The following is a 21,722-nucleotide window of genomic DNA, read 5'->3' as shown; positions in this document are numbered from 1 at the left end:
GAGGGGAAGTCCTCCGAACGGCTCCTGGGAGTACGGCGCCCTGGTGGCCGACCCGCGCTATCTGCCGGACGTTCTCCCCGTACAGGCCATGGCACCGGCGCACGGCGCACGGCGGCTGGGCGGGGACGACCACTGGACGGGGATGATGACCGCCCGCGGGGCCGGCCGGGAGGCGGTCGAAGCCGTACTGGGCGCGGTACGGGACGGCACCCACCGCTATACGCCTGCGGGACCCTGGGGCCGGGCTGTCGCCGAGGCCCGGGAGTCCGCCCGCTGGGGGGCGAACGACGCCGCGTGGCGGACACTGCGGGACGCGCTGCCGCTGTGGGAGGCGCCGGGCCCCCTGCTGATCGCCCCGATCGGACTGCTCGCCGATCCGGTCCTCGGCCTGCTGATCACCCCGGAGCGCGGGCGGGAGATCCTCGCGACACCGCGGGACGGCGAGACGGGGGCCGCTGCCGAGCCGGTGCCCGATCTCGACCCGCCGGGCCTGGCGTGGCTGACGGAGCCGGACCCGTACCAGCAGTCGTTCGACGGATACCGCTGCGTCTGGGTCGAAGGGGCCGACCCCGCCCGCCTGCCCGGCCTGATCGGCGAGGAAGGCGCAGAACTGAGCACGCCCACCGATCCGTACAGGGCCTCCCGGCAAGCCGGCCGGCCCCACGAGCGAGAAGGGGTGGAACTCTGGGAGGACCGGGCCGTCGTCGCCGTCGGCCGTACCGGCGGCACGTGGGCCTTCGCCTTCGACGGCCACTCCCACCGTCATCTGAACCACCTGTTCCTGTCCCCCGCATCGGCCGCCTCCTCCGCCGGGCGCGCGGTGGTGGTGTGGCGCGACCCCGGGCGCGCGCTCCCGGACGGCCGACCGGTCGCGTTCCACCTGTCGGTGGCCGAACACGGCAAGGAGCTCTACGCCTTCACCGTGCGGGGTAGGCAGATCCAGCGCTCCGGCGCGATACCCGAGGCCCTGGACCCGGCGCGGCTGTTCCGTCCGCGGGGCGGCGAAGGGGAGGGCGGTGCGCAGGACGGCGAAGCGGAGGGCGAGCGGCGTGTGCTGCAGGCCCTTCACACCGTGCTCGGGCTCTCGCTCCCCCGCTTCGCGCTGACCCGCGGCAGGCTCCACACCTTCACCACCCGGTCCTGGACCCGGCCGCCGCGCGAGGGCGAGGGGTTCGCCTACGCCATGATCGTGCGGCACCGGACCTGAGTCCGATCGGGCACGCCCCTCTCCATGGGGGGTGCGGTCGCCGCACGGCCCCGGCCTGTCCGTGGCCGTCGCGCCGCCGTCCGCCGGACGCGCCCGCCCCTGGTCGTCCGGCGCGGGTGGAGGGCCGCCCGGTGTCCTGGCCGGCCCGCTGCGGCGCGCGGGAGATGATGGGGGCGGAACGACGGAACACGAGGTCAGGAACTTCCATGGCGAAGCCGGTTCACCAGCCCCGTGAGGACGCGGAGTTCGACTTCATCCTCAGGATGAGCGACGTCCCGGTCCTCGCGTACTTCACCGGTACATGGCCCAAGGCGATCGAGCCCTGCCGGGCGATGGACCTCGTCGTGGGTGGCATCGCCGACGAGTACGCGGGCCGTCTGACGGCCGTCCGGACCGACATCACGCGCTGTCCGGCGGCCACCGAGCGGTACGGGATCACCGGAGCCGCGTCCTACGTCCTGGTGAAGGACGGGGAGGCGGTGGCGCACGGCGCGGGGCCTTCGAGCACCGTCGAGGTCCGGGAATTCCTGGACACCCACCTCTGAGACCCGGCACCGAGGTGCCCGGCGGCGAGCACGCCGGTGAGGATGTCCGGCGTGTGGGCAGGCCGTGCCGGCCGACGGTGCGGTCCGCCGGCGCTTTGCCGTTGGGTCTCAGAAGCCGGCCATGGATTTGTCCAACACGCCGCCCAGCGCGCCGTAGGCGCTGCAGCGAACCGAGTGCCTCGCCCTGCGGCGGAGCCCGAACCCCACGGTGATCGACAACGCGAAGAGCCCGCCGAGGGCCATCGCCGCGAGCGGGTCGTAGACGAAGTACGCGAAGCACGCGATGGCCGTCCAGACGAGGGCCGGCAGGAGCGAGCCGCGCAGCACCGTCCGGAACCTGATCCGTTCCGGTCCCGCCGGCATCACACGTTCGTGCCACACCTCGATGTGGTTCCCGGTCACACAATGCTCAGGTCGCATGACGCCATCCCATCACCGACGGCACGAAACTGTGCGGTGATCCGTAAGGAACTGCCAGGTCGTCCTGAGGGCAGGGCAGCCGGCTCCGACGCCGACGCCGGTACGAGGAGGGCGGGGAGGGCCGCGAGGGGAGGGGAGGGCCGGGGGCGGACAGAGCGGGGAGGGCCGGGAGGGCCGGGAGTGCCGCATACACTGCACCCGTACCGCACTCAGCTCAGGAGCCCGCCCATGCGCCACTTCGATGTCGAGACGCTGACGCCGGGCCGGTGGCGCAACGGAGGCGGCGCGACCAGGGAGATCGTCTCCCAGCCGGTCGGCACCGAGGAGTTCGGGTGGCGTGCGAGCGTCGCCGATATCGACCGGGACGGGCCGTTCTCCGTGTTTCCCGGGGTCGACCGGACCCTCACCCTGCTGGCGGGCAACGGCGTCCAGTTGACCTCCTCCGGGGCGTTCGAGCGGCTGCCGGTACGCGTGGGCGAGCCGTTCGCGTTCTCCGGCGACCTCGCGCTCTCCGCCGAACTCCCCGAGGGGGCCTGCCGGGTGCTCAACATCATGGTGCGGCGCGGCCGCTGGACGGCTCGGGTGGAGCGGGTCGCCGGGCGGGTCGTGCCGCCGGTCGGGCATGCCGGGGTGTTCTACGTCCTGCGCGGCCGTTGGCAGGCGGGCGAGGACGACGGGCGTGTCCTGGAGTCCGGCCAGGGTGTGTGGTGGGACGAAGAGGACGACAAGGTGTCGGGTGAAGGGGTCGCGCCGCTCTCCCCCGACGCGGTGGCCTTGTGGGCGGATGTCGCGGCCCTCGGCCGCGTCACCGGCCGGGTGTAGGCGCGCCGCTCCCCCGCCCGGCCGCTCCCCCGCCCGGCCGGGCCCCGGCCTACGAGGCCGTGCGGCGAGGGCGTTTCGCGGGTGCGGGCAGGACACTCCGTACGGCTCTGTCGCCTCGGCCGCAGCGGACGCCTTCGCCTCCTCCGCTAGCCTCGGCCGCATGATCGTATGGCTCAACGGCACCCACGGCGCGGGCAAGACGACGACCAGTGCGCTCGTTCAGCAACTGATCCCCGATTCACCGGTGTTCGACGCCAAGAAGGTCGGCGAGACGCTCATGGCTGCACGCCGGGGCCGAGGTCGTCGACACGACGCGTCTCACGCCCGCCCGGGCCGCCCGGCGGATCGCCCAGGCCGTCGAAGGGTGAGGGCTGAACCGCACGGCGTGGCGGACCGATACCGCTGGGGTGTCGGGTTCAGGAGGGGGCGTCAGCGTCGGCCGTGAGCGTCTTTCCCCCGGCTCCCGGCCGGGGGACGCCGTCGACGGCCACGCAGATGCCGAAGACGCGGTCGTGGCTGGTCCAGCCGTTGACGCGACCCCGGTTGTCGCTGATCTGCACGCGTTTCCTGGCGGGATCCACGGACGACACCCTGTGCAAGTACACCGTCCCGGCGACACGGGCGAGGACGATGTTCGCCGACCTCCACCTTCGAGGAGTCGACCGGAGCAACGACCACCTGCTGCCGGCTGCGGATCAGCGGGACCATCGAGGAGCCGCTGGGCCGGAAAGTCACGGTGGCCCCGCCGGCGACCCTGCCCGCCACTGCGTCCCATGCACCCATCCGGCGATCGTGACAGATCCCCCTGCACCACCCCACCGATTTATCGGACCGTCCATGACGGGCCTCGTCGAACGGCAGTTGCCCGACCTTGGCGCGCGGGGAGAGCTACCCGCCCCCGTTCCTCAGGAAGTGGACGCGGGCGCGGGTTTCGGGCCCGACAGCCGGACCGTGCCGGCCGCCATCGCCGCACACCCCAGGACGAAGAACCACGAGCCGGACTGGAGGAAGGACAGGTCCCCCCGCGCTAGGAGACCCCAGGTGACATAGGAGACGAGAAGCCCGCCGGACAGCGTGGTCGCCAGGTGGTGCAGGCGCCGGACGGAACTCGGAACCGGACTCGCGGGAGAACGGCGCAGCGTCGTCAGGACGGCGACGCAGCCGGCGATGGCGAGCACGTCGGTGAGCACGAACGGCCAGGTCCCGCCGAACGGCCAGCTGGAGGACCACCACGGCCACCCGTCGTCGAGGAACAACGCGCATATGGATGCGGGGCCGCTGAAGGGAAGAAACAGAGCCAGCGCGAAGGCGATACAGCTGACCGAGTGGAAGAGGACGCGCCGCACCGCCCAGGGATAGGGATGGGGCGAGGTGGGCGGTGTGACGGGCGCGGCCGGGGCGGCCGCCGCTGCGGGCGGTGCGGGACGTGTGGCGGGGGCGGGCGGCGCGGAGCGCACGGCGGGTGCGGGCGGCGCAGGACGCGTGGCGGGGGCCTTTGTGGCCTTCGGCGGGATCCTTGTCGCCTTCGGCGGTCGGGCCGGGGATACATCTGCCGCGGGGCGGCGTCGTCGCGATGGCTCGTCGGCGGCCGTCGGGGGCGCGGGCACCGGAGTGACGGCTGCCGGCTTGGGACGGGCGGGCTTGCGAGGGGATACGCGCGCGGGTGCCTTCTTGGGCGGGCCCGGTGCGGCCGGTGCCGGTACGACGGCTGCCGTGACCGTGGCCGACACGGCGGCGGCGACCTGATCGGGCAGCCACGCAACGGTGTCGGTGACCAGCTCGGTAGGGGTGTATCCCACGTCGCCCGCTGTGTCGACGAGTTCCCTGATGAGGGTGTTCACGTCGGGGCGCCGGCGCGGGTCCTTGGCCAGACAGCGGGCCACGATCTGCAGGCCTTGGTCCGGCAGCCCGTCCAGGCGCGGCGCCTCGTACGCGATACGGAAGTTGAGCGACTGTGCGGAACCCATACCGAACGGGCCGGTGCCCGTCGCCGCGTACGTCAGCACCGCGCCAAGCGCGAAGATGTCGGTGGCCGGTGTCACGGGGTCGCCCGTGAGCTGCTCGGGAGCCATGAATCCCGGCGTGCCCACGGTGGTCCCCGCGGAGGTGAGGACCGTGGCCTCGGCCGCCACGGAGATCCCGAAGTCGACGACCCGGGGTCCGTCGGGCGCGATGAGCACGTTCGACGGCTTGAGATCCCGGTGGATCAGACCGGCTTCGTGGATGGCTTCGAGGGCTTCGGCCAGTCCGGCTCCGAGCGCCCGCACCGAGGCTGCGGGCCACGGGCCGTGCGCGGCGACCGCCCTGTCGAGCGCCATCCCCGGCACGTAGGCGGTGGCCAGCCACGGGGGTGACCCCTCGGGATCGGCGTCCACCACCGCGGCCGTGAAGAATCCGGTGACCTTGCGGGCAGCCGCCACCTCCCGGGCGAACCTGCGGCGGAAGCCGGGGTCGTCGGCCAGTTCCGGCCGCACCACCTTGACCGCGACCAGGCGTCCGCTGGGTGAACGCCCCAGGTATACGCGGCCCATCCCGCCGGCTCCCAGCAACCCCGCGAGGCGGTACCGGCCCACCTGCCGCGGATCGGTCGGCTTCAGCCCCTCCATCAGGCTCCCCCTGGCTCCCGCACGGCCCCTTTTGTGTGCGCCATTAGACACCACCCCCGGCCCGTACGGCGCCGGGCGGATTCACCCGGACGTCGCGGCGCTGCGTGCCTTGCGTGCCGAGGCCCGGAGGCTGAGGGAGCGGGGCGGGCCGGTCGTCACGCGGGCGTGCGAGGCCGGGTGGGCGCGGGGCCGGCGCCTCCCGTAGAACGCCGTTTCGCTCGGTGAGTCCCCTGGCTACGATCCGGAGGTGACCACGTTGTTCCTGATGATCGGTCTGCCCGGGGCCGGAAAGACCACGAGGGCTCGGCAACTCGCCCAGGAGTACGGCGCTCTGCGGCTGACACCGGACGAGTGGATGATTCCGCTGTTCGGCACCTCGGACGCGGACGGGAAGCGCGACGTGCTGGAAGGCCGGCTGCTGTGGCTCGGTCTTGAGGCGCTCCGGCTCGGAACCGACGTGGTCCTGGATTTCGGCTGCTGGTCGCGTGACGAGCGGTCCGCGATCCGCTGGTTGGTGCGGTCCGCGGGGGCGGACTGCCGGCTTGTGTACCTGCCGGTGGACCATGAGACCCAGCGTGCTCGAATCGCCCGTCGCCAGTCGGACACCCCGGATCAGACCTTCCCGATCGGCGAAGCGGACCTGGTGCACGGGAGGGCGCTCTTCGAGGAACCCGGCGCCGCCGAGCTCGACGGGCTCGAGATCGGCGGTCCGCCTCCTGGATGGCCGGGATGGCCGGAGTGGGCTGCCGATCGGTGGCCGTCGCTCGCGTGAACCCCCTCTCGGCGGGCCCCACAGCACCGGGAACCGGGAGCGGAAGTTTTGTCGGGGAGCCTTGGGCGTCTGCCGCGAGGTCGTGCCGGGCGTGGCGGGTGTGCCGGGCGTGGCGGTCCGGAAGGTCCGCCGGACAGGCCTGGGACCGGCGGGTCAGCCGCCCTGGCCCGCGTTTCCGACCGGGCCGACCTTCACCGGGGAGCCGGGGCCTTCGGTGACGGGCAGGGTGGCGGCGCCCGGCCAGGTGAGGGTGACCGTCTTCGTCTCGTTCGGCGGGGTCACCAGGAGTCCCGTGATGCGGACGCCGGAGCCGCCCGTCGTGTTGACCGGGTAGGTGATGCCGAAGGCCGTCGACTTCCCGCTCTTGAGGGTGATCGGGGTGGCCGCCTCGCCCGTGCGCTTCGCGGACAGCGGGCCCGCATTGGTCTTGAGGTCGACGCCCGCGTAGCCGGACACCACGCAGTCCCGGGCTCCGCTGTTCTTCAGCTGCACGACGACGGTGCCGTCGGGGTCGCCCTCGATGGTGTTGTCCGTCGCCGTGATCTGCAGGTCGTCGCTGCGGCACCTGCCCGCCTTGGCGCTCTCGTCGGAGCCGGTCCCGGCGGCCGTGCCCTGCCCGGCCGTGCCCTGGCCGCCGGAGCCCTTCCCGGCGGAATCCCCTCCGGTGGAGGCCCCTCCCGTGGAGTCCTGGCCTGCGGAGTCCTGGCCTGCGGAGTCCTTCCCGTCGCCCTGGCCCGAACTGCCCGCGTCCGCACCGCCGGTCGAGGAAGGCGCGGTGGGCGCCGACGGCGGTGCGCTGCGGTCCGCGCCGTCGTCGTTGTTGCAGGCCGTCAGCGAGAGACTCGCGGCAACGGCCAGGGCCGCGGTGAGGGTGAGCTTGTGAACGCGCATGATGTCTTCCTCGGTATCGGTGGGGGGGGCGCCGGCCGCTCGGCGGGAGCGAGCGTTTCCGATCACCAAGACCCGCCCGGACCGGTCGGCCGTTCCGCCCAACCGCGCCGTAGTACAGCCCTGTTACACGCGCTCGGCCGTGCGCGGCACGCACCACCGTCCGGCCCGCCGCCGGCGGGCCGGGAACAGCGCTTGCTTCCGCCGTTCCCGCGCCTTCTCCCGCCCGTCGCCCTCTGGGACAGACCCGTGACCCTGTGTGCCTTGACCCCGGCCGCGCGGCCCCGGCGCCTGCACCTGGCAGATCAAGGCCGCCGCGCCGGTTCCGGTCCCGTTCCGGCGGAGGCGAAGGCGCTCGTCCCCTGTCCGGCCCGGTCTGCGCGGGGGCGCCCTCCGTGGGTGCCGGGGCGTGGCCGGTGGGCCATTCTTGGAGTATGAGTGCCGAGCGCGGGTCCTTCCGGGAGGGCGTGCGCAGGGGCCTGGGCTCCCGCCGGGCTCTGGTCTCCGTGGTCGCCACGGTCGTCGCGGTCGTCGCCGCGGCGGCCGGCTGCGCGGGCGGCGGCGGGAGCGGTACGTCCACGGGCGTGCACGGCCCGACGTCGCTGGTCCCCGCGTCATCGGCCGCCTCGGTCCCGTCGTCGGCCCCCTCGGCCAAGGCCTCTCCCGTCACCCCCTCGGTCGCCCCCGTCGCCCCCTCGGTCACTGCGGCCGTGTCTCTGGCTCCCTCGCCTCGGGGGCCTGTCCTCGCGGAGATGTCCATACCGTCGATCGGTGTCGAGGACCTGGACGTCGTGCCGTACGAGGGGACGACCGACGACCGTGCGGGCACCCGCATCCAGGACCGTGGTGTGGCGGCGAGTCCCTACGGTGAGCGTGGTGGCGTGGGGCCCGGCGAGATCGGCAACTATCTGGTGACCGCCCACCGGCTCTCCGCCGGCGGGCCCCTGCGTGAGCTGCCCTCGGTCGAGGTGGGAGACCGGGTGCGTGTCACCGCGGAGGGCACCGTCTACACCTACGAGATCGTCGAGACCCGGACCACGTCCTTCCGCTCGGCCCGCTCGCTCGCCGAGCAGCGGGCGGCGGTGCCGGGCGAGCCGGGCGAGAAGCCCACCCGGGCCATGATCACGCTCTCCACCTGTGCGACGCCGGAGGACAACGCGGCGGGCAACTTCTGGCGCGACGCCCAGCACAACCCCGAGCACCGCATCGACAAGGTCGGCGTCCTGACCTCGACGCGGCCGGTGTAGGGACTCCGTGCCCGGTGGTTCACGCGGCAGGCGGGGCCGCCGGGCACGGGAGGCGGGCGAGAGCCCTCACGCCCGGGCAGGGATGTGTCCGGCGAGGTTGAGGTCCGGGGTCCTGGACTGTTCCCGGATGTCTTCGCCCCAGCGCACGGTCCGTGTGCCCTCCCATGTCACCAGGCCGGGGTTCACTCCGAGTTTGAAGCCGCCCGGCAGCGGCTTGCCCTTCCGGTAGGGCAGGAAGTCCAGCGGGTTCTCGCCGTCGGTCGCGTACACGACGCGGTCGGCGAGGATCGCGACGGGGTACTCGCCGGTGAACGCCGCGTGCTTGACGATCTTGCGGTGCAGGTCGATCCGCGTGCGGGAGACGACCGCCGCGCGGATGTCGGGGCGCCAGGTCGGGCGGGACAGCGCCCGCCACGGCTCGCCCGGCCGCCGGTCCTCTCCGCCCGGGCCCTCGCGCAGCTTGTCCACGGCGCCCTCGGCCGTCGCCCTGATCGCCGAGAGGACGGTCGCCAGCTGCGGGTCGCGGCCGGTGTGGCCGTCCGTCGCGGTCAGGAAGTCCTCCGGAGCCAGGTCCGCCTCGACGCCGAGGTCGGCCATCGTGGCGAGATAGGCGTCGGCGAGGCGGCCGGACCAGTCCTCCAGGTAACGGCCGTTCTCCCGCCGGACGTACGCCTCGGCCGGCGTGACGTCGTAGCCGAGTTCCACCGCGTAGGCGACGGTCGGCGTCGTGTACCAGGCCGGGCCCTCGGGGTGGTCGCCCTTCGGTGTGAACGGGCTCGGCAGCAGGCCGCCGTCGAGCCGCACCCACTTGTCCTTGGCGATCGTCACCCGGGAGAGGTCGACGTGGGAGAGGTCGACCAGCCACGAGCCGGGCAGTGCCGGGTCGAACACCGGCCGCTCGACGTGTGCGGGCGCGCCGAGGCCGACGAGCAGGCCGTCGGCGCCGGCGGCGAGGGCCATGTTCACCTCCATGCCGACCAGGTTCCGCCTGGCGCGCTCGGCCGGTGTCATCGGCCGCGCCCAGTCGTAGGTCTCCTCGAACAGCTTCTCCGCCGGGCCCCGGGCGTGGAAGCCGGTGTCCTTGAGTACGGGGTGGCCGTCGGGTGCCTCGCACGGCGCCGGGTCGACCGGGTCCTCGCCCGGCGAGCCGGGGTCGCCCAGGTCGCGGGCCGACGGGCGGAGGGCGGTCATCAGCTCCAGGCCCGTCACCGCGGCCGGGCCGCGCGGCGTCATCACCCGGTGCGCGTACGTGCCCAGGAGCCGGGCGAGTTCCGCCGGCGGCAGCTGCGCCGCCGTGCCCCAGTCGCGGGTGTCGAGCGCGTTCCACGACGGGATGCACAGCTGGACGGCCGCCCGTTCCGCGCCCCGGCCCTGTCGGTGGATCCGCGCCCACGGGCCGAACCCGTGCTCCGTCGGCTGCCACTGTCGCCGCGTCAGCTGCCTGACGGCCTTGTGGCCTTCCGGGATCCGGCCCGCGAGCCTGTCCTCCTCGGTCAGCGCGACCGGCAGGCCGAAGCGCTCCAGCGCCGCCCCGGTCAGCACGATCAGCGGGTCCGCGTCCCTGCCCCGGCCGGCGGGCCCCGGCCCGCCGAGCCTTCCCTCCGCCAGCGTCCACTCCAGCAGTGACGGCAGTGACTTCGCCGGTACGTCCAGGACCCGGCCGCCGGTGCAGTACGCCAGGACCCGGCCGTCGCCGGTGACGTCGACGACGGCCAGCGGCCCGTTGGCGAAGCGCGGATCCACATCCGCCTCGGCGCCGGCGCCGGCGTCGGTGTCGGCGGGAGCGGGGGTGGAGGTGGGGAGGGGGGTGTTAGCGGGGGCTGCCTTCCTCGCCGCCGGGCGGCGCGACGCCGGCGCCGGCGCGGTGGTCCGGTCCTGGCGCGGCCCGGTGACCGGAGCCGCCGTGGCGGCGGGAGCGGGAGCGGGGGTGGCGCCGGTGGCCCCGGTGGCCCCGGTGGCCCCGGACTTCGCGGCCGCGGACGCGGCCGGTGCCTGTGGCCCGGGTGCGACCGGGGCGTCGGCGGCGGGGTAGAGCTTCGCCAGGCCGTCGAGCAGGCGCGCGTACGCGTCACGCTCCGGCGGTCGTGGCTCGGTCTTGCCGGACTCCCAGCCGCTGACCGTGGCCCGGCGCACCCTCAGCGCCGTCGCGACCTCGTCGACCGTCAGCCCGTGGGCCCTGCGCAGTCGCCTGCGCTCCGCCGGCGGCGGCAGTGCGGCGCGGGACGCGAGCAGCGCGTCGACCGCATCGAACAACTCGGACATGCAACACCTCCTGGCCCGACACCCTACCCCATGGACTGTGTAAATCACGCTTGTTCAGCGTACATATCGCGTACATAGACGGGGTGAAGCGCGTACGTCGCCTTGGAGAAGCGCGCGGGGGCCCACCGTCCCGGCGCGCCCTTCCGGGCCGTACGGGGGGCCGTGGAGCCGGAGCGTTCCAGGTCACCGGCAGGCCCGGGGCCTGGCCGATCGTGCCGCCGGGGCGCGTCGGGCCGCCGGTCCGGGCCGCGGTGGCGCGAGTCCCGGCCCGCCCCTGTACCGCGGGCCGCGTTCCCGTGGTCGGTGTATCGACCAGACAGCACAACAAACCGGGTGTGTGGTTTCATTTACTTGTGGCTCGTCACGCGGCTCCTCGCGCGGCACGGCTTTCCTTCGGCGTGCCACGACCGGACAGCAGGACACCACGGTTTCGCAGGGAGATATGGGACATGCACTCACCCTCGATCGGTCCGACGTTCCACGAGACGCTCGCCCGGATACCCCTGGACCTGTTCGACTCCCTGCCGAGGAACGACCAGCGGCTCAAGGCCGGGGAGTACGTGGCGGGGCTGCTCGGCGCCCACGGGCGCAAGACCCTGCGCAACGTGGCGAGCCAGCAGGGCGGGCGGGCGGCGCGCGAGCAGAGCGTCCATCACTTCATCAGCGAGTCCTCGTGGGAGTGGGAGCCGGTGCGCCGCGGCCTCGCCCGCCGTACGGACGAGCTGCTCGGGCCCCGGGCCTGGGTGGTGCGTCCCACCGTGGTGCCCAAGGCGGGCGGTCATTCGGTCGGGGTGGCGGAGTACTTCGCGCCGCAGCTGGGGCGGACCGTCACCGGGCAGCAGTCGTTCGGCGCCTGGCTGGCCTCGCCGGCCGCGGGCGTGCCGGTGAACTGGCAGCTCGTCCTGCCGGCCGACTGGATCGAGGACCGCTCCCGGCGGCAACGGGCCCACATCCCCGCGGCCAGCCGGGCGCTGAGCCCGGAGGAGAACGCCTGCGACGTCGCCCTGCGTGCCGCGCGCTCGCTGGCCGGGACCCCCCTTCCCGTGGTGCTGGACGCGCCGGGGCTCGACCCCTTGCGTACGGGACGGCGCTTCGGGCGGGCCGGGATCGCGCTGGTCCAGCGCGTCGAGCGGCGCCTCCGGCTGCGGGTCGACCCCCTGGCGTTACCCGGCCACGGCGACCTGCCCCTCACCGCGGCCTGGCTCGTCGGCTCGATGCGCCGGCTCTGGCGGCCCGGCGCCCCGCTCGCCACGGGCGGCAGGAGCCTGTCCATGGCCGTTCCGGTCATGCTGCTGGGGGCACCGGCCGGGGAGCGGCGGCTCCTGGTGGCCCAGTGGCCCGAATCCGATCCGTCCGCCGCGCGGCTGTGGCTCGCGGACGGCCGGATACGCCAGGCCGACGTGCCGGCGCTGGCCCGGCTGGCCGAGGTCGTGGACCGCGACGACGCCCTGGTGGCCACGCGCGTGGGACTGCGGGACTTCGCCGGACGGTCCTTCCGGGGGTGGCACCGTCACATCACGCTGGCCTCCGTGGCCCACCTCGCCTGCGTACGGGCGGACCTGGCGACCGCTGCGCCGCGGCGGACGGCGGCCAGGAGACCACCCCTGCTGCTCGGAGCCGGCTGATCCGGCCCCCTCGCAGCCGTCCCGCCTTCCGGCTTTCCGGCTTTCCGGCTTTCCGGCTTTCCGGCTTTCCGGCTTTCCGGCTTTCCGGCTTTCCCGTGGCGCCTCGCGGCGAGCCACCCGTCCCCCGCCGTACCACCCGAGACGTTCGCCCTGAAGGAGAGTGCGTCATGCGCTTCAACCTCATCGGACCGTTCCAGATCGTCGCCGGCGACGGCGCGGTCCTTCCGGTCGGGACCCCCAAGGTCTCCCAGATCCTGGCCGTCCTCCTCACCCATGCCAACGATCTCGTGACGCCGGACACCTTCATCCAGGAGCTGTGGCAGCACAGTCCGCCGCGCTCGGCGCTCAACACCGTGCAGACCTATGTGCACCACGCGCGAAGACTGCTCACGGACGACGCCCGCCCCGACACCGAACACTCGCTGCTGACCACCCGCTTCGGCGGCTACACGATGCACGTCGACGACTCCGCGATCGACATCAAGATCTTCGAACGGCTCGTCGCCCGGGGCAAGGACGAGCTGCGGGCGGGCCGGTACGAGGCCGCCGACGACGCGCTGGGCATGTCGCTCGACCTGTGGCGCGGGCCCGTGCTGTCCAACGTGCCGACCGGCGACGTCCTGGCCGGTCGGATCGTCCACCTGGAGGAACTGCGCATCAGGGCGCTGGAGTTACGGATCGAGGCCATGCGGCTGCTCGGGCGGCTGCGTGAACTCGTCCCCGAACTGCGCACGCTGGTGCACGACTACCCGCTCAACGAGTGGTTCCACGGCCAGCTGATCGCCGCCCTGCACCAGGCGGGACGGCGCGCCGAGGCGCTGGACGCCTACCAGAAGGTCCGGCGCATCCTGCGGGAGGAGCTGGGGCTCGAACCGTCGCCCGACATCCAGTGGCTGCACGAGCGGGTGCTGAGCCCGCTGCGGGCCCCGGCGGCGCCGCTGGTACCGCACGGCGGCGACGGTGTCGTGGTGCCCCTGTGGGAGTCGGTCCGGTCCGGATGAACACCCGTTTGGACCGCGCTCCGCTCTCCCCCGCGCACCGCCCGCAGGGTTCAGGGAGCCAGGCCGACGAAGTCGGAGTCGCCCGTCTCGGCGCGCCAGGCCGGCATGTCGTTGTGGAGATCGGCGGCCCGTTCGGCCGAAACCTCCAGCCAGGGCAGGATGTCGGGGTCCGCGATGGTCGGCAGGATGAGCCGGAAGAGCGAGGCGATCTCGCTCGGCAGGTCGTAACTCCCGGGAAGGCCCTCGGTCACCACCTGGACGCCGGTCCAGCAGCACACCAGCATCCGGGCGGTCTGCTCCTCGTCGACCTCCGGGCGGACCTCCCCGCGCTCCTTGGCCTCCTTGAGGAACTCGGTGAGCAGCTCGGCCCAGTCGTTCCAGCGGGTGCCGAACTGGCGGCGGGAGGGAAGGTCGACCGCCATGCGCAGGGCGGCGCTCAGCATGGGCTCCCGGGGCAGCCGGTAGGCCAGCAGGAGCACGATGTCGATGAGCTCCTGCAGCTTGATGGCCTGGGGGCGGACGCCGTCGGTGGTGACCGCGGCGGCCAGGACCCCGCGCGCCAGATCGCCCTTGGAGGGGAAGTGGAAGTACAGGGCCCCCTTGGTCACATCGGCCCGTTCCAGGATCTCGGCGATGGTCGTCGACTCGTATCCGCGTTCGTCGAAGATCGCGGCCGCCGCCTCCAGGATGATCCTCCGGGTCCGGATCGCTCGTTCCTGCTGCGCCACAGCCACCCCTAAGCACTTGTGCAATCAACTATCGAAAAAAGGACCGCTTACGCGGTATATTATCTCGCGCCGGACCCCGGCACCTCATCTCGGCCTGACCCAGGGGGGGATCATGCCTAAAACTTTGCTTTCCGATCGCCAGCGGCACAGCCACGTCGTCCACGAGATCGCGGCTCCCGCACAGCGCCTTCCCAAGGAGTTCGTGCATCTGCACAGGACGGACGCCGTCCTTCTCACGAACTGGTCCACGCTCGGATCCGGTCGCTACGCGGTGAGCGCACGCTGGCCGCAGGGCGGCATCTTCGGCGACTCGGTGCAGCTGCTGCTCGCCCAGACGATCCGTCAGAGCTGCCTGCTCATCGGGCATGCCGAGCTCTCGGTGCCGCTGTCGCACCAGACGCTGATGGAGTGGATGGACTTCCAGGTCTCCAGCGATTTTTACGATCCAAAAAACAAACCGGACAACCTGTTCATTCTTCTGACGTTCAGAAGGAACAACCCCCGGTCCTTACGGGTCGAGCTGTCGATCCTCTCGGAGGGCCGGCTGGTGGCCGAGTCCCTCCTCGACTTCAGCTGGATCGCCCCGGGCGCCTACCGCCGGCTGCGCGGGGCGCACGCCGAGGTCCCGTGGGGCGAGGCGGCCGTGCCGCGCCCCGTCGCGGCGCACACCGTGGGGCGTGGCCGTGAACACGAGGTGGTGCTCGCTCCCACCGGGGTCGCGGACCGCTGGGAGCTGCGGATGGACGTGTCCAACCCCGCGCTCTACGACCACCGGGTCGACCATGTGCCCGGTCTCGTGCTGATAGAGGCGGCCTACCAGGCCGCTCACGCGGTGACCGGACCGGGGCACGGGCCCCTGCGGGTCATGAGCACCTTCGACTCCTACGTGGAGTTCGACGCGCCGTGTCTGATCGACACCGTCCTGGTCCCGGCGACGGACGAGTCCACCGTCCGTGTGGAGGTCACCGGCACGCAGAACGGTGAGCGCACGTTCTCCGTCACCATGGACTGCCGCCGGTAGTTCCGGCACGCGGCGAGGGGGCGGTGGCGGTCCGTGACGGACCGCCGCCGCCCCCTCACCGCTGTTCCCGCCGGGGAACGCCGGGCGGTGCTCAGCGGTTGACGTAGCCGCCGTCCACCGGCATCACGGTGCCGGTGACGTAGGAGGAGCGGTCGCTGAGCAGCCAGGCCGCGGCCTCGGCCACCTCCTCCGGCGCCGCGGTGCGGCCCTGGGGGGTGAGCGCGTGGACCGCGTCCTCCAGGCCGGGGTTGCGGGCGTACCAGTCGGCCGTGATCTCGCTGCGGGTCGAGCCGGGCGCGAGCGCGTTGACGCGGATGCCCTGGCGGGCGTACTCGTCGGCCGCGGCGCGGGTGAAGCCGACCACCGCGTGCTTGGACGCCACGTAGGGGGCGGCGGTGGGGATCGCGACCAGGCCGGCGACGCTGCTGTTGTTGACGATGGCGCCGCCGCCGCTCGCGAGCATCGCGCCGATCTCGGCGCGCAGGCAGTTCCACAGTCCCCGCACGTTGGTGCCGAGGATGGTGTCGTAGACCTCGTCCGCCATCTCGTGCAGGGGTGTCTGGTCCCCGCCGACGCCGGCGTTGTTGAAGGCGCCGTCGAGGCGGCCGAAGTGCTGTGCGGCGTGCTCGACCGCGCGCCGGGCGTCCTCGGCGCGCGTCACGTCGCACACCACCGAAGTGGCCCGCAGGCCCTTGGCGTTCAGCTCCGCCGTGAGGGCGTCGAGCCTGTCCCGCCGGCGTGCGGCGAGGACCACCGACGCGCCCTCGCGGGCGAAGAGGTACGCGGCGGCGGCACCGATTCCGCTGCTCGCCCCCGTGACCAGAATGACCTTGTCCCTCAGTAACCCACCCGTATCGCTCATGTCGCCGATGCTGCCACCGGGCGGGCCCGGCGGAGCCGTTCTCCCCCGAGGTAAAGGGAAGGTATGTCAGGTCAAGGGTGAGTCAAGTGCGGGGCGGGGCGGGGGCGGGGGGGGGGGGGGGGGGGGGCGCCCCCGGCGCCCCCCCCCCCCCCCCCCCCCCACCCCCCCCCCCCCCCCCCCCCCCCGCGGGGGGGGGGGGGGGGCCGCGCCCCCCCCCCCCCCCCCCCCCCTCCCCGTATCTCGCGCTACAGGCGCGCCAGCGTGTTCTCCAGGAGACGGACCACCGACGTGTCCGCCACGCCAGCCACCTCCCCGTACGCGAACCAGCGCAGGTCCAGCGACTCCTCGCTGATCTGCTCCACCGCACCGGCCGGGGCCAGCGCCGCGTACTGCACGTCCAGGTGCCAGTGACAGGGCGGCGGGATCGGATGCCGGTCGAGCCGCACCGGGCCGCCCGGCAGCAGGGTCAGCCCCGTGATTCCCGACTCCTCGGTGGCCTCCCGCAGCGCGGCGGCCTCCACGGTCGCGTCCCCCGGCTCGCAGTGGCCACCCATCTGCAGCCACATGCCCAGCTTCTTGTGCAGGGTCAGCAGCACGCGCCCGCGCGAGGGGTCGACCACCAGCGCGCTGGACGTCAGATGCCCGGCCCCGCAGGGCTTGTACATGCCGTCCGCGTGGGCGGCCAGGTGCTCCAGGTACAGATCACGCAGCTCCGGCTGGTCCTCGTACCCCTTGAGCACGAGGACCGCGTCGTCGTGCAGAGTCACTCCTTGCCGTCCCCGTCCTCCGGGGCATCGCCCTTGGCCGCCTCGCCGAGCATCTTGTCCAGCTCCGAGAAGTCCAGGTGCTCGCGGTGCACGAAGCCGTCCGGGTCGTCCAGGTCGGTCGCCGTCGGCAGCATGTCCGGGTGCTCCCACAGACCGTCCCGGCCGTCCACGCCGCGCGCGTCGGTCAGCGAGGCCCACAGGCGCGCCGCGTCCCGCAGCCGCCGCGGACGCAGCTCCAGACCGATCAGCGTCGCGAAGGTCTGCTCCGCGGGACCGCCCGAGGCCCGTCGCCGGCGCAGCGTCTCACGCAGCGCGTCCGCCGAGGTCAGCCGCGACTTGGCGGCCTCGTGGACCACCGCGTCCACCCAGCCCTCGACCAGCGCGAGCGCCGTCTCCAGACGGGCCAGCGCCGCCTTCTGCGCCGGGGTGTCCTCCGGCTGGAACATGCCCTGCTGGAGGGCCTCCTGAAGCTGCTCCGGGTGCGTCGGGTCGAGCTGGCCCACCGCCTCCTCCAGCTTCGAGGTGTCGACGGTGATCCCGCGCGCGTACCCCTCGACCGCGCCGAACAGATGCGCGCGCAGCCACGGCACGTGCGCGAAGAGCCGCTGGTGGGCGGCCTCGCGCAGGGCCAGGTAGAGCCGCACCTCGTCGGAGGGCACACCCAGGTCCTTGCCGAAGGCCTCGATGTTCAGCGGCAGCAGCGCGGCCCGGCCGGCGGGTCCGAGCGGCAGACCGACATCGGTCGAGCCGACGACCTCACCGGCGAGGGCGCCCACGGCCTGCCCGATCTGCTGGCCGAACATGGCGCCGCCCATGGAGCGCATCATGCCGATCAGCGGGCCCGCCATGGCCTGCATCTCCTCCGGCAGGACATCGCCCATCGCCGCGCCGACCCGCTCGGCGACCGGGTCCACGAGCTGCTGCCACGCCGGCAGCGTCGCCTCGACCCACTCGGCGCGGCTCCACGCCACGGCCGTGCTCGCCCCCGAGGGCAGCGAGGTCACGCCGTCCAGCCACAGGTCGGCGAGCCGCACGGCCTCCTGGACCGCCGCCTTCTCCGCCGGGCCCACGCTGGCGTCCTTGGTGCCGTCCGCGGTGCCCTGTGCCACCACCTGGCGCGCGATCTGCTTGGCCATGTCCCAGTTCACGGGACCGCCCTCGTAGCTCAGCATCTGCCCGAGCTGCTGGAAGGCCGCGCCCAGATCGTTGGGGTTCAGCGAGCCGAACATCGCCGCGAACGGGTTGTCCGCGCCGCCGGGACCGCCCATGCCGGGCAGCCCGCCGAAGCCGAACGGGTTCGCCCCGAAGGGGTTGCCGCCGCCCTGGCCACCGGACCCCTGGCCACCTCCGGCGGGGTCCTTCTTCTTGCCCTCGTCGCCGTTCTCCGGCTCCTCCGGCGGAAGGCCGAATCCGAATGGGGTGTCACTCACAGGTTTCCTCGGCTCGTAGGGCCGCCGGCCTCCTGCCGACGGCGACTGCCCGACCAGGGCCTGTCCAGACAGGCCCCGCACACCACCAGCGTAGACATCCGGGCCGGAAATGGGCTCGGTGCTCCGCCGGGCCGTGCCCTGCGGCAGGATGGACGCCACCTGGTCCGTACGCGTCATCCGTGTACGTACTGAAGACAACCGCTGGAGACGCCCGGTGAGTTCCCCAGATCCACAGGTTCGCGGAGCGCGAAACCACTCAACCCGGTCCGCCGCGCGCGGCCCCGTCGTCGCGGTCACCGGCGCCGCTTCCGGCGTCGGTGACCTGCTGACCAGGCGCCTCGCCGCCTCCGACGAGATCAAGAAGGTCGTCGCCATCGACGAGCGCCGGGGCGAGGTCGCCGAGGCGCAGTGGCACATCCTCGACGTGCGCGACCCGGCCATCGCCGAGAAGCTGCGCGGCGCGGACGTCGTCGTGCACCTCGCCGTCGATCTCGACCTGGAGACCGACCCCGCCGCCCGAACGGCCTACAACGTGCGCGGCACGCAGACCGTGCTGACCGCCGCGGCGGCGGCCGGCGTCCACCGGGTGGTGCTGTGCACCTCCTCGATGGTCTACGGCGCCCTGCCCGACAACGACATCCCGCTCTCCGAGGACGCCGAGCTCAGGGCCACGGCCGAGGCCACCGGCGTGGGCGACATGCTGGAGATCGAGCGCCTGGGCCGCCGGGCACCCCGCGCGCACCCCGGCCTCAACGTCACCGTCGTCCGCCCGGCCGTCCTCGTCGGGGGTACGGACACGGCGCTGACCCGCTACTTCGAGTCGCCCCGGCTGCTCGTCGTCGCCGGCTCCCGGCCCACCTGGCAGTTCTGCCATGTGGAGGACCTGGTGAGCGCCCTGGAGTACGCGGCCCTCGAGAAGGTCGACGGGGAGTTCGCGGTGGGCTGCGAGGGCTGGCTGGAGCAGGAGGAGGTCGAGGAGCTCTCCGGGATCCGGCGCATGGAGCTGCCCTCCGCCGTCGCCCTCGGCGCGGCGGCCCGGCTCCACCGGATCGGGCTCACCCCGTCCCCGGCCGGTGACCTCGCCTACACCATGCACCCCTGGGTGGTGAGCGTCGGACGGCTGCACGACGCGGGCTGGCGGCCGAAGTGGACGAACGAGGAGGTCCTCGCCGCGCTCCTGGAGGAGGTCGAGGGCCGCCACACGGTCGCCGGCCGCCGCCTGGGCCGCAAGGACGCGACGGCGGCGGGCGCGGCCGGAGCGACGGTGGCGCTGCTCGGTACGGCCGCCCTCGTCCGCCAGATGCGCAAGCGGCGCGGGATCTGACCCGGCTCGACCGGCGGCCCCGGTGCCGCGCCGGGCGGCGGTCTGTAGGACCCTCCTACGGACGGCTCCGACCGCCGGTCGAAACCGCTATTCCGGGATGTCGCGCGCGTGGGGCACGATGGGCGTATGGCACCCACGCATGACCACCCCGGCGAGCAGGCCGCCGCCGACCCGATCAAGCTCCTCGCGATCCGGGAGACGCCGCTCTCCCTCGACGAGGTCTTCCGGGCGGTCGGGGACGACGCCTCCGGCGGCACGACGCTCTTCGTGGGCACCGTGCGCAACCACGACGGCGGAGCGGACGTCGACGCGCTGGGCTACTCCTGCCACCCCACCGCCGAGGCGGAGCTGCGCCGGGTCGCGGAGAAGGTCGTCGCCGACTATCCGGTGCGCGCGCTGGCCGCCGTGCACCGTGTGGGCGACCTGCGGGTGGGTGACATCGCGGTCGTCGTGGCGGTCTCCTGCCCCCACCGAGGCGAGGCCTTCGAGGCCTCCCGCAAGCTCATCGACGACCTCAAGCACGAGGTCCCCATCTGGAAGCACCAGACCTTCTCGGACGGTACCGAGGAGTGGGTCGGAGCCTGCTGAGACCGCCACCGTCGCCTCCCCGGGCGGCAAGGCGACGCGCCGACAGGGCGTAGCCGAACGCCCGATTTGCGTAACCGCCCCCCAAGCGCGAGCGTTGACCTCACAGATGACACAGTCTGCTGATCAACTCACTGGGGATGGGAGGTCGGGATGGCAGCGCTGGCCTGGTTGCTGATTCCGCTTTTCGCAGTCGTCGGCGCGGCGATATGGGGAAGCTGGGCTTCGAGGAACAAGACCATAGGTGACGTGGCCGAACTCGCCGGCTACGCGCGCTTCCGGGACGCGATGGAACGCTCCCACGTCACGACCCCCGATTCCGCTCACGTGGAGCGCGAACCGGCCGCCGCGGCCGCGAGTGTCACCACGTCGCCGTCGAGCTGACGTCGGCCCCTCGTACGGACCCGCCCCAGGGGTGCACCCACAGACGAGTCCCGTACTGTCGTTCCATGCCACGCCGCACCGCGACGATGCTCGCCTCCACCCTGGTCCTGATCTGTCTGCTCATCGCGGGCGTTCTGATCCCGGTGCCGTACGCGGAGATGAGCCCGGGCCCCACGGTCAACACCCTCGGCGACGCCAGGGGAGAGCCCGTCCTGCAGATCTCGGGACGCAAGACCTACCCGACCGACGGCCACCTCAACATGACGACGGTCCGGGTCACCAGCGCGGACTACAAGATGAACGCCGTCGAGGCCGTCTACGGCTGGCTCGCCCACGACAACGTGGTGGTGCCGCACGACACGCTCTACCCGGACGGCAAGACCGAGGAGCAGTCGAGCCAGGAGAACGCCGAGGAGTTCAGCCAGTCGCAGGAGAGCGCCAAGGTGGCCGCCCTCGACGAGCTGGGGATCCCGTTCGTCTCCCGCGTCGTGGTCGGCACTGTGCTCAAGGGCTCGCCCTCCGAGGGCAAGCTGCACGCGGGTGACGTGATCAAGGCCGTCGACGGGGTGCCGATCGCCGAGCAGGCCGACGTCGCCAAGCAGGTCGTCAAGCGCAAGCCCGGCCAGGACGTCGAGTTCACGATCGTCCCCGCCAAGGAGGCGGCCGCCGCCGAGAAGGCCCGCAAGGAGCCGACCGTCACCCGGAAGGTGGTCATCACGACCACCACCTCCGAGGAGGGCGACCGCGCCGTCGTCGGCATCCAGGCCGGCACCGACCACGTCTTCCCGTTCACCATCGACATCAACCTGGCCGATGTCGGCGGCCCCAGCGCCGGCCTGATGTTCGCCCTCGGCATCGTCGACAAGCTCACCCCGGAGAGCCTCACCGGCGGACGGTTCATCGCCGGCACCGGCACCATCGACGACGCGGGCGAGGTCGGCCCGATCGGCGGTATCGAGATGAAGCTGGTCGGCGCGCGCAACGCCGGCGCCGAGTACTTCCTCACCCCGGCCGACAACTGCGAGTCCGCCGCCGCGGACACCCCCGACGGGCTCACCCTCGTCAAGGTGGACACCATCGAGGACGCCACGAAGTCCCTGGAGAAGCTCCGCAAGGGCGACACGAAGTCGCTGCCGAGCTGCTCGAAGAGCTGACCCACGCGCGCGTGGACATGCGCGTGGACATGCGCGTGGACATGCGCGTGGACATGAGAGGGGCTCCCGGTC

20 protein-coding genes and 2 pseudogenes are annotated in these 21,722 nt (G+C 73.0%); 13 read left to right on the top strand and 9 right to left on the bottom strand.

What is annotated here, in order from left to right; all coding sequences use genetic code 11:
• Window positions 1-13 precede the first annotated feature (13 nt).
• A pseudogene (locus ACH4MY_RS34310) lies at window positions 14-1,207 on the top strand (SMI1/KNR4 family protein); the annotation flags it as partial.
• A 206-nt stretch (window positions 1,208-1,413) separates the two neighbouring features.
• The gene (locus tag ACH4MY_RS34305; RefSeq protein WP_398008181.1) at window positions 1,414-1,752 is read left to right on the top strand and encodes a thioredoxin family protein; all 339 of its coding nucleotides are present in this window, start codon (window positions 1,414-1,416) and stop codon (window positions 1,750-1,752) included.
• Window positions 1,753-1,860: 108 nt separating this feature from the next.
• Here ACH4MY_RS34305 and ACH4MY_RS34300 read toward each other — a convergent pair whose 3' ends face one another.
• On the bottom strand, window positions 1,861-2,172 hold the full coding sequence (locus tag ACH4MY_RS34300; RefSeq protein ID WP_398008180.1) for a hypothetical protein: 312 nt from the start codon (window positions 2,170-2,172) through the stop codon (window positions 1,861-1,863).
• 228 nt (window positions 2,173-2,400) lie between these two features.
• Here ACH4MY_RS34300 and ACH4MY_RS34295 point away from each other — a divergent pair, with 228 nt between their 5' ends.
• Together ACH4MY_RS34295 and ACH4MY_RS34290 are read left to right on the top strand one after the other, a co-directional pair.
• Complete coding sequence (locus tag ACH4MY_RS34295; RefSeq protein ID WP_398008178.1) at window positions 2,401-2,994, top strand: HutD family protein; 594 nt, start codon at window positions 2,401-2,403, stop codon at window positions 2,992-2,994.
• 160 nt (window positions 2,995-3,154) lie between these two features.
• Window positions 3,155-3,361 (top strand): annotated as a pseudogene (locus ACH4MY_RS34290) (ATP-binding protein); the annotation flags it as partial.
• Window positions 3,362-3,410: 49 nt separating this feature from the next.
• On the opposite strand, the gene ACH4MY_RS34285 reads toward ACH4MY_RS34290, so the two are convergent.
• Both ACH4MY_RS34285 and ACH4MY_RS34280 read right to left on the bottom strand, forming a co-directional pair.
• Window positions 3,411-3,575 carry a hypothetical protein gene (locus ACH4MY_RS34285; protein WP_398008176.1) on the bottom strand — a complete coding sequence of 55 codons (165 nt, stop codon included), beginning with the start codon at window positions 3,573-3,575 and terminating at the stop codon, window positions 3,411-3,413.
• 324 nt (window positions 3,576-3,899) lie between these two features.
• Window positions 3,900-5,600 carry a protein kinase gene (locus ACH4MY_RS34280; RefSeq protein WP_398008174.1) on the bottom strand — a complete coding sequence of 567 codons (1,701 nt, stop codon included), beginning with the start codon at window positions 5,598-5,600 and terminating at the stop codon, window positions 3,900-3,902.
• 247 nt (window positions 5,601-5,847) lie between these two features.
• Between ACH4MY_RS34280 and ACH4MY_RS34275 the strand changes: the two genes are divergently transcribed.
• Entirely contained in the window at window positions 5,848-6,372 is a 525-nt protein-coding gene (locus ACH4MY_RS34275) for an AAA family ATPase (protein ID WP_398008172.1), read from the top strand.
• 153 nt (window positions 6,373-6,525) lie between these two features.
• Here the strand turns inward: ACH4MY_RS34275 and ACH4MY_RS34270 are convergent, their stop codons facing one another.
• Window positions 6,526-7,263: a DUF4232 domain-containing protein gene (locus ACH4MY_RS34270; protein WP_398008171.1), complete on the bottom strand. Its 738-nt coding sequence runs from the start codon at window positions 7,261-7,263 to the stop codon at window positions 6,526-6,528.
• Between the two features lie 476 nt (window positions 7,264-7,739).
• Here ACH4MY_RS34270 and ACH4MY_RS34265 point away from each other — a divergent pair, with 476 nt between their 5' ends.
• Window positions 7,740-8,507 (top strand): class E sortase, encoded by a 768-nt coding sequence (locus tag ACH4MY_RS34265; RefSeq protein ID WP_398008339.1) that lies wholly within the window; start codon window positions 7,740-7,742, stop codon window positions 8,505-8,507.
• A gap of 66 nt (window positions 8,508-8,573) precedes the next feature.
• Here the strand turns inward: ACH4MY_RS34265 and tap are convergent, their stop codons facing one another.
• Window positions 8,574-10,769: a telomere-associated protein Tap gene (tap, locus tag ACH4MY_RS34260; protein WP_398008169.1), complete on the bottom strand. Its 2,196-nt coding sequence runs from the start codon at window positions 10,767-10,769 to the stop codon at window positions 8,574-8,576.
• A gap of 449 nt (window positions 10,770-11,218) precedes the next feature.
• On the opposite strand from tap, the gene ACH4MY_RS34255 reads away from it, so the two are divergent.
• Together ACH4MY_RS34255 and ACH4MY_RS34250 are read left to right on the top strand one after the other, a co-directional pair.
• Window positions 11,219-12,394: an IS701 family transposase gene (locus ACH4MY_RS34255; protein ID WP_398008167.1), complete on the top strand. Its 1,176-nt coding sequence runs from the start codon at window positions 11,219-11,221 to the stop codon at window positions 12,392-12,394.
• A gap of 167 nt (window positions 12,395-12,561) precedes the next feature.
• Window positions 12,562-13,395 carry a BTAD domain-containing putative transcriptional regulator gene (locus tag ACH4MY_RS34250; RefSeq protein WP_398008165.1) on the top strand — a complete coding sequence of 278 codons (834 nt, stop codon included), beginning with the start codon at window positions 12,562-12,564 and terminating at the stop codon, window positions 13,393-13,395.
• Between the two features lie 50 nt (window positions 13,396-13,445).
• Here the strand turns inward: ACH4MY_RS34250 and ACH4MY_RS34245 are convergent, their stop codons facing one another.
• A complete protein-coding gene (locus tag ACH4MY_RS34245; protein WP_398008163.1) occupies window positions 13,446-14,123 on the bottom strand; it encodes a ScbR family autoregulator-binding transcription factor in 678 nt (225 codons plus the stop codon).
• 124 nt (window positions 14,124-14,247) lie between these two features.
• Between ACH4MY_RS34245 and ACH4MY_RS34240 the strand changes: the two genes are divergently transcribed.
• Entirely contained in the window at window positions 14,248-15,144 is an 897-nt protein-coding gene (locus ACH4MY_RS34240; protein ID WP_398008161.1) for a ScbA/BarX family gamma-butyrolactone biosynthesis protein, read from the top strand.
• Between the two features lie 91 nt (window positions 15,145-15,235).
• On the opposite strand, the gene ACH4MY_RS34235 is transcribed toward ACH4MY_RS34240, so the two are convergent.
• From ACH4MY_RS34235 to ACH4MY_RS34225, 3 genes are all read right to left on the bottom strand, one after another.
• A complete protein-coding gene (locus tag ACH4MY_RS34235; protein WP_398008159.1) occupies window positions 15,236-16,006 on the bottom strand; it encodes an SDR family NAD(P)-dependent oxidoreductase in 771 nt (256 codons plus the stop codon).
• Between the two features lie 245 nt (window positions 16,007-16,251).
• Complete coding sequence (locus tag ACH4MY_RS34230) at window positions 16,252-16,773, bottom strand: NUDIX hydrolase (RefSeq protein WP_398008157.1); 522 nt, start codon at window positions 16,771-16,773, stop codon at window positions 16,252-16,254.
• On the bottom strand, window positions 16,770-18,203 hold the full coding sequence (locus ACH4MY_RS34225; RefSeq protein WP_398008155.1) for a zinc-dependent metalloprotease: 1,434 nt from the start codon (window positions 18,201-18,203) through the stop codon (window positions 16,770-16,772). Before ACH4MY_RS34225 ends, ACH4MY_RS34230 begins: the two co-directional genes overlap by 4 nt.
• A 214-nt stretch (window positions 18,204-18,417) precedes the next feature.
• Here ACH4MY_RS34225 and ACH4MY_RS34220 point away from each other — a divergent pair, with 214 nt between their 5' ends.
• The 4 genes from ACH4MY_RS34220 (at window position 18,418) to ACH4MY_RS34205 (ending at window position 21,650) form a co-directional block, all read left to right on the top strand.
• Window positions 18,418-19,527: an SDR family oxidoreductase gene (locus ACH4MY_RS34220; protein ID WP_398008154.1), complete on the top strand. Its 1,110-nt coding sequence runs from the start codon at window positions 18,418-18,420 to the stop codon at window positions 19,525-19,527.
• A gap of 126 nt (window positions 19,528-19,653) precedes the next feature.
• Window positions 19,654-20,115, top strand: coding sequence for a molybdenum cofactor biosynthesis protein MoaE (locus ACH4MY_RS34215; protein WP_189836164.1), 462 nt, complete (start codon window positions 19,654-19,656; stop codon window positions 20,113-20,115).
• Window positions 20,116-20,265: 150 nt separating this feature from the next.
• Window positions 20,266-20,496 (top strand): hypothetical protein, encoded by a 231-nt coding sequence (locus tag ACH4MY_RS34210; RefSeq protein WP_398008348.1) that lies wholly within the window; start codon window positions 20,266-20,268, stop codon window positions 20,494-20,496.
• A gap of 65 nt (window positions 20,497-20,561) precedes the next feature.
• Window positions 20,562-21,650, top strand: coding sequence for a PDZ domain-containing protein (locus tag ACH4MY_RS34205; RefSeq protein WP_398008153.1), 1,089 nt, complete (start codon window positions 20,562-20,564; stop codon window positions 21,648-21,650).
• Window positions 21,651-21,722: the final 72 nt, after the last annotated feature.

It is taken from the genome of Streptomyces sp. NPDC017246 (assembly GCF_044331325.1).
In the GTDB taxonomy this organism is placed as follows: Bacteria; Actinomycetota; Actinomycetes; order Streptomycetales; family Streptomycetaceae; genus Streptomyces.
The sequence above is the reverse complement of the archived record's forward strand: the minus strand, read 5'-3'. Positions and strand labels throughout refer to the sequence as shown.

Bases quoted from the DNA above. Each gene is read 5' to 3' on its own strand.
- ACH4MY_RS34305 (WP_398008181.1), top strand. From the start codon at position 1,414: ATGGCGAAGCCGGTTCACCAGCCCCGTGAGGACGCGGAGTTCGACTTC.
- ACH4MY_RS34300 (WP_398008180.1), bottom strand. From the start codon at position 2,172: ATGCGACCTGAGCATTGTGTGACCGGGAACCACATCGAGGTGTGGCAC.
- ACH4MY_RS34295 (WP_398008178.1), top strand. From the start codon at position 2,401: ATGCGCCACTTCGATGTCGAGACGCTGACGCCGGGCCGGTGGCGCAAC.
- ACH4MY_RS34280 (WP_398008174.1), bottom strand. From the start codon at position 5,600: ATGGAGGGGCTGAAGCCGACCGATCCGCGGCAGGTGGGCCGGTACCGC.
- ACH4MY_RS34270 (WP_398008171.1), bottom strand. From the start codon at position 7,263: ATGCGCGTTCACAAGCTCACCCTCACCGCGGCCCTGGCCGTTGCCGCG.
- tap (WP_398008169.1), bottom strand. From the start codon at position 10,769: ATGTCCGAGTTGTTCGATGCGGTCGACGCGCTGCTCGCGTCCCGCGCC.
- ACH4MY_RS34255 (WP_398008167.1), top strand. From the start codon at position 11,219: ATGCACTCACCCTCGATCGGTCCGACGTTCCACGAGACGCTCGCCCGG.
- ACH4MY_RS34250 (WP_398008165.1), top strand. From the start codon at position 12,562: ATGCGCTTCAACCTCATCGGACCGTTCCAGATCGTCGCCGGCGACGGC.
- ACH4MY_RS34235 (WP_398008159.1), bottom strand. From the start codon at position 16,006: ATGAGCGATACGGGTGGGTTACTGAGGGACAAGGTCATTCTGGTCACG.
- ACH4MY_RS34215 (WP_189836164.1), top strand. From the start codon at position 19,654: ATGGCACCCACGCATGACCACCCCGGCGAGCAGGCCGCCGCCGACCCG.
- ACH4MY_RS34210 (WP_398008348.1), top strand. From the start codon at position 20,266: ATGGCAGCGCTGGCCTGGTTGCTGATTCCGCTTTTCGCAGTCGTCGGC.
- ACH4MY_RS34205 (WP_398008153.1), top strand. From the start codon at position 20,562: ATGCCACGCCGCACCGCGACGATGCTCGCCTCCACCCTGGTCCTGATC.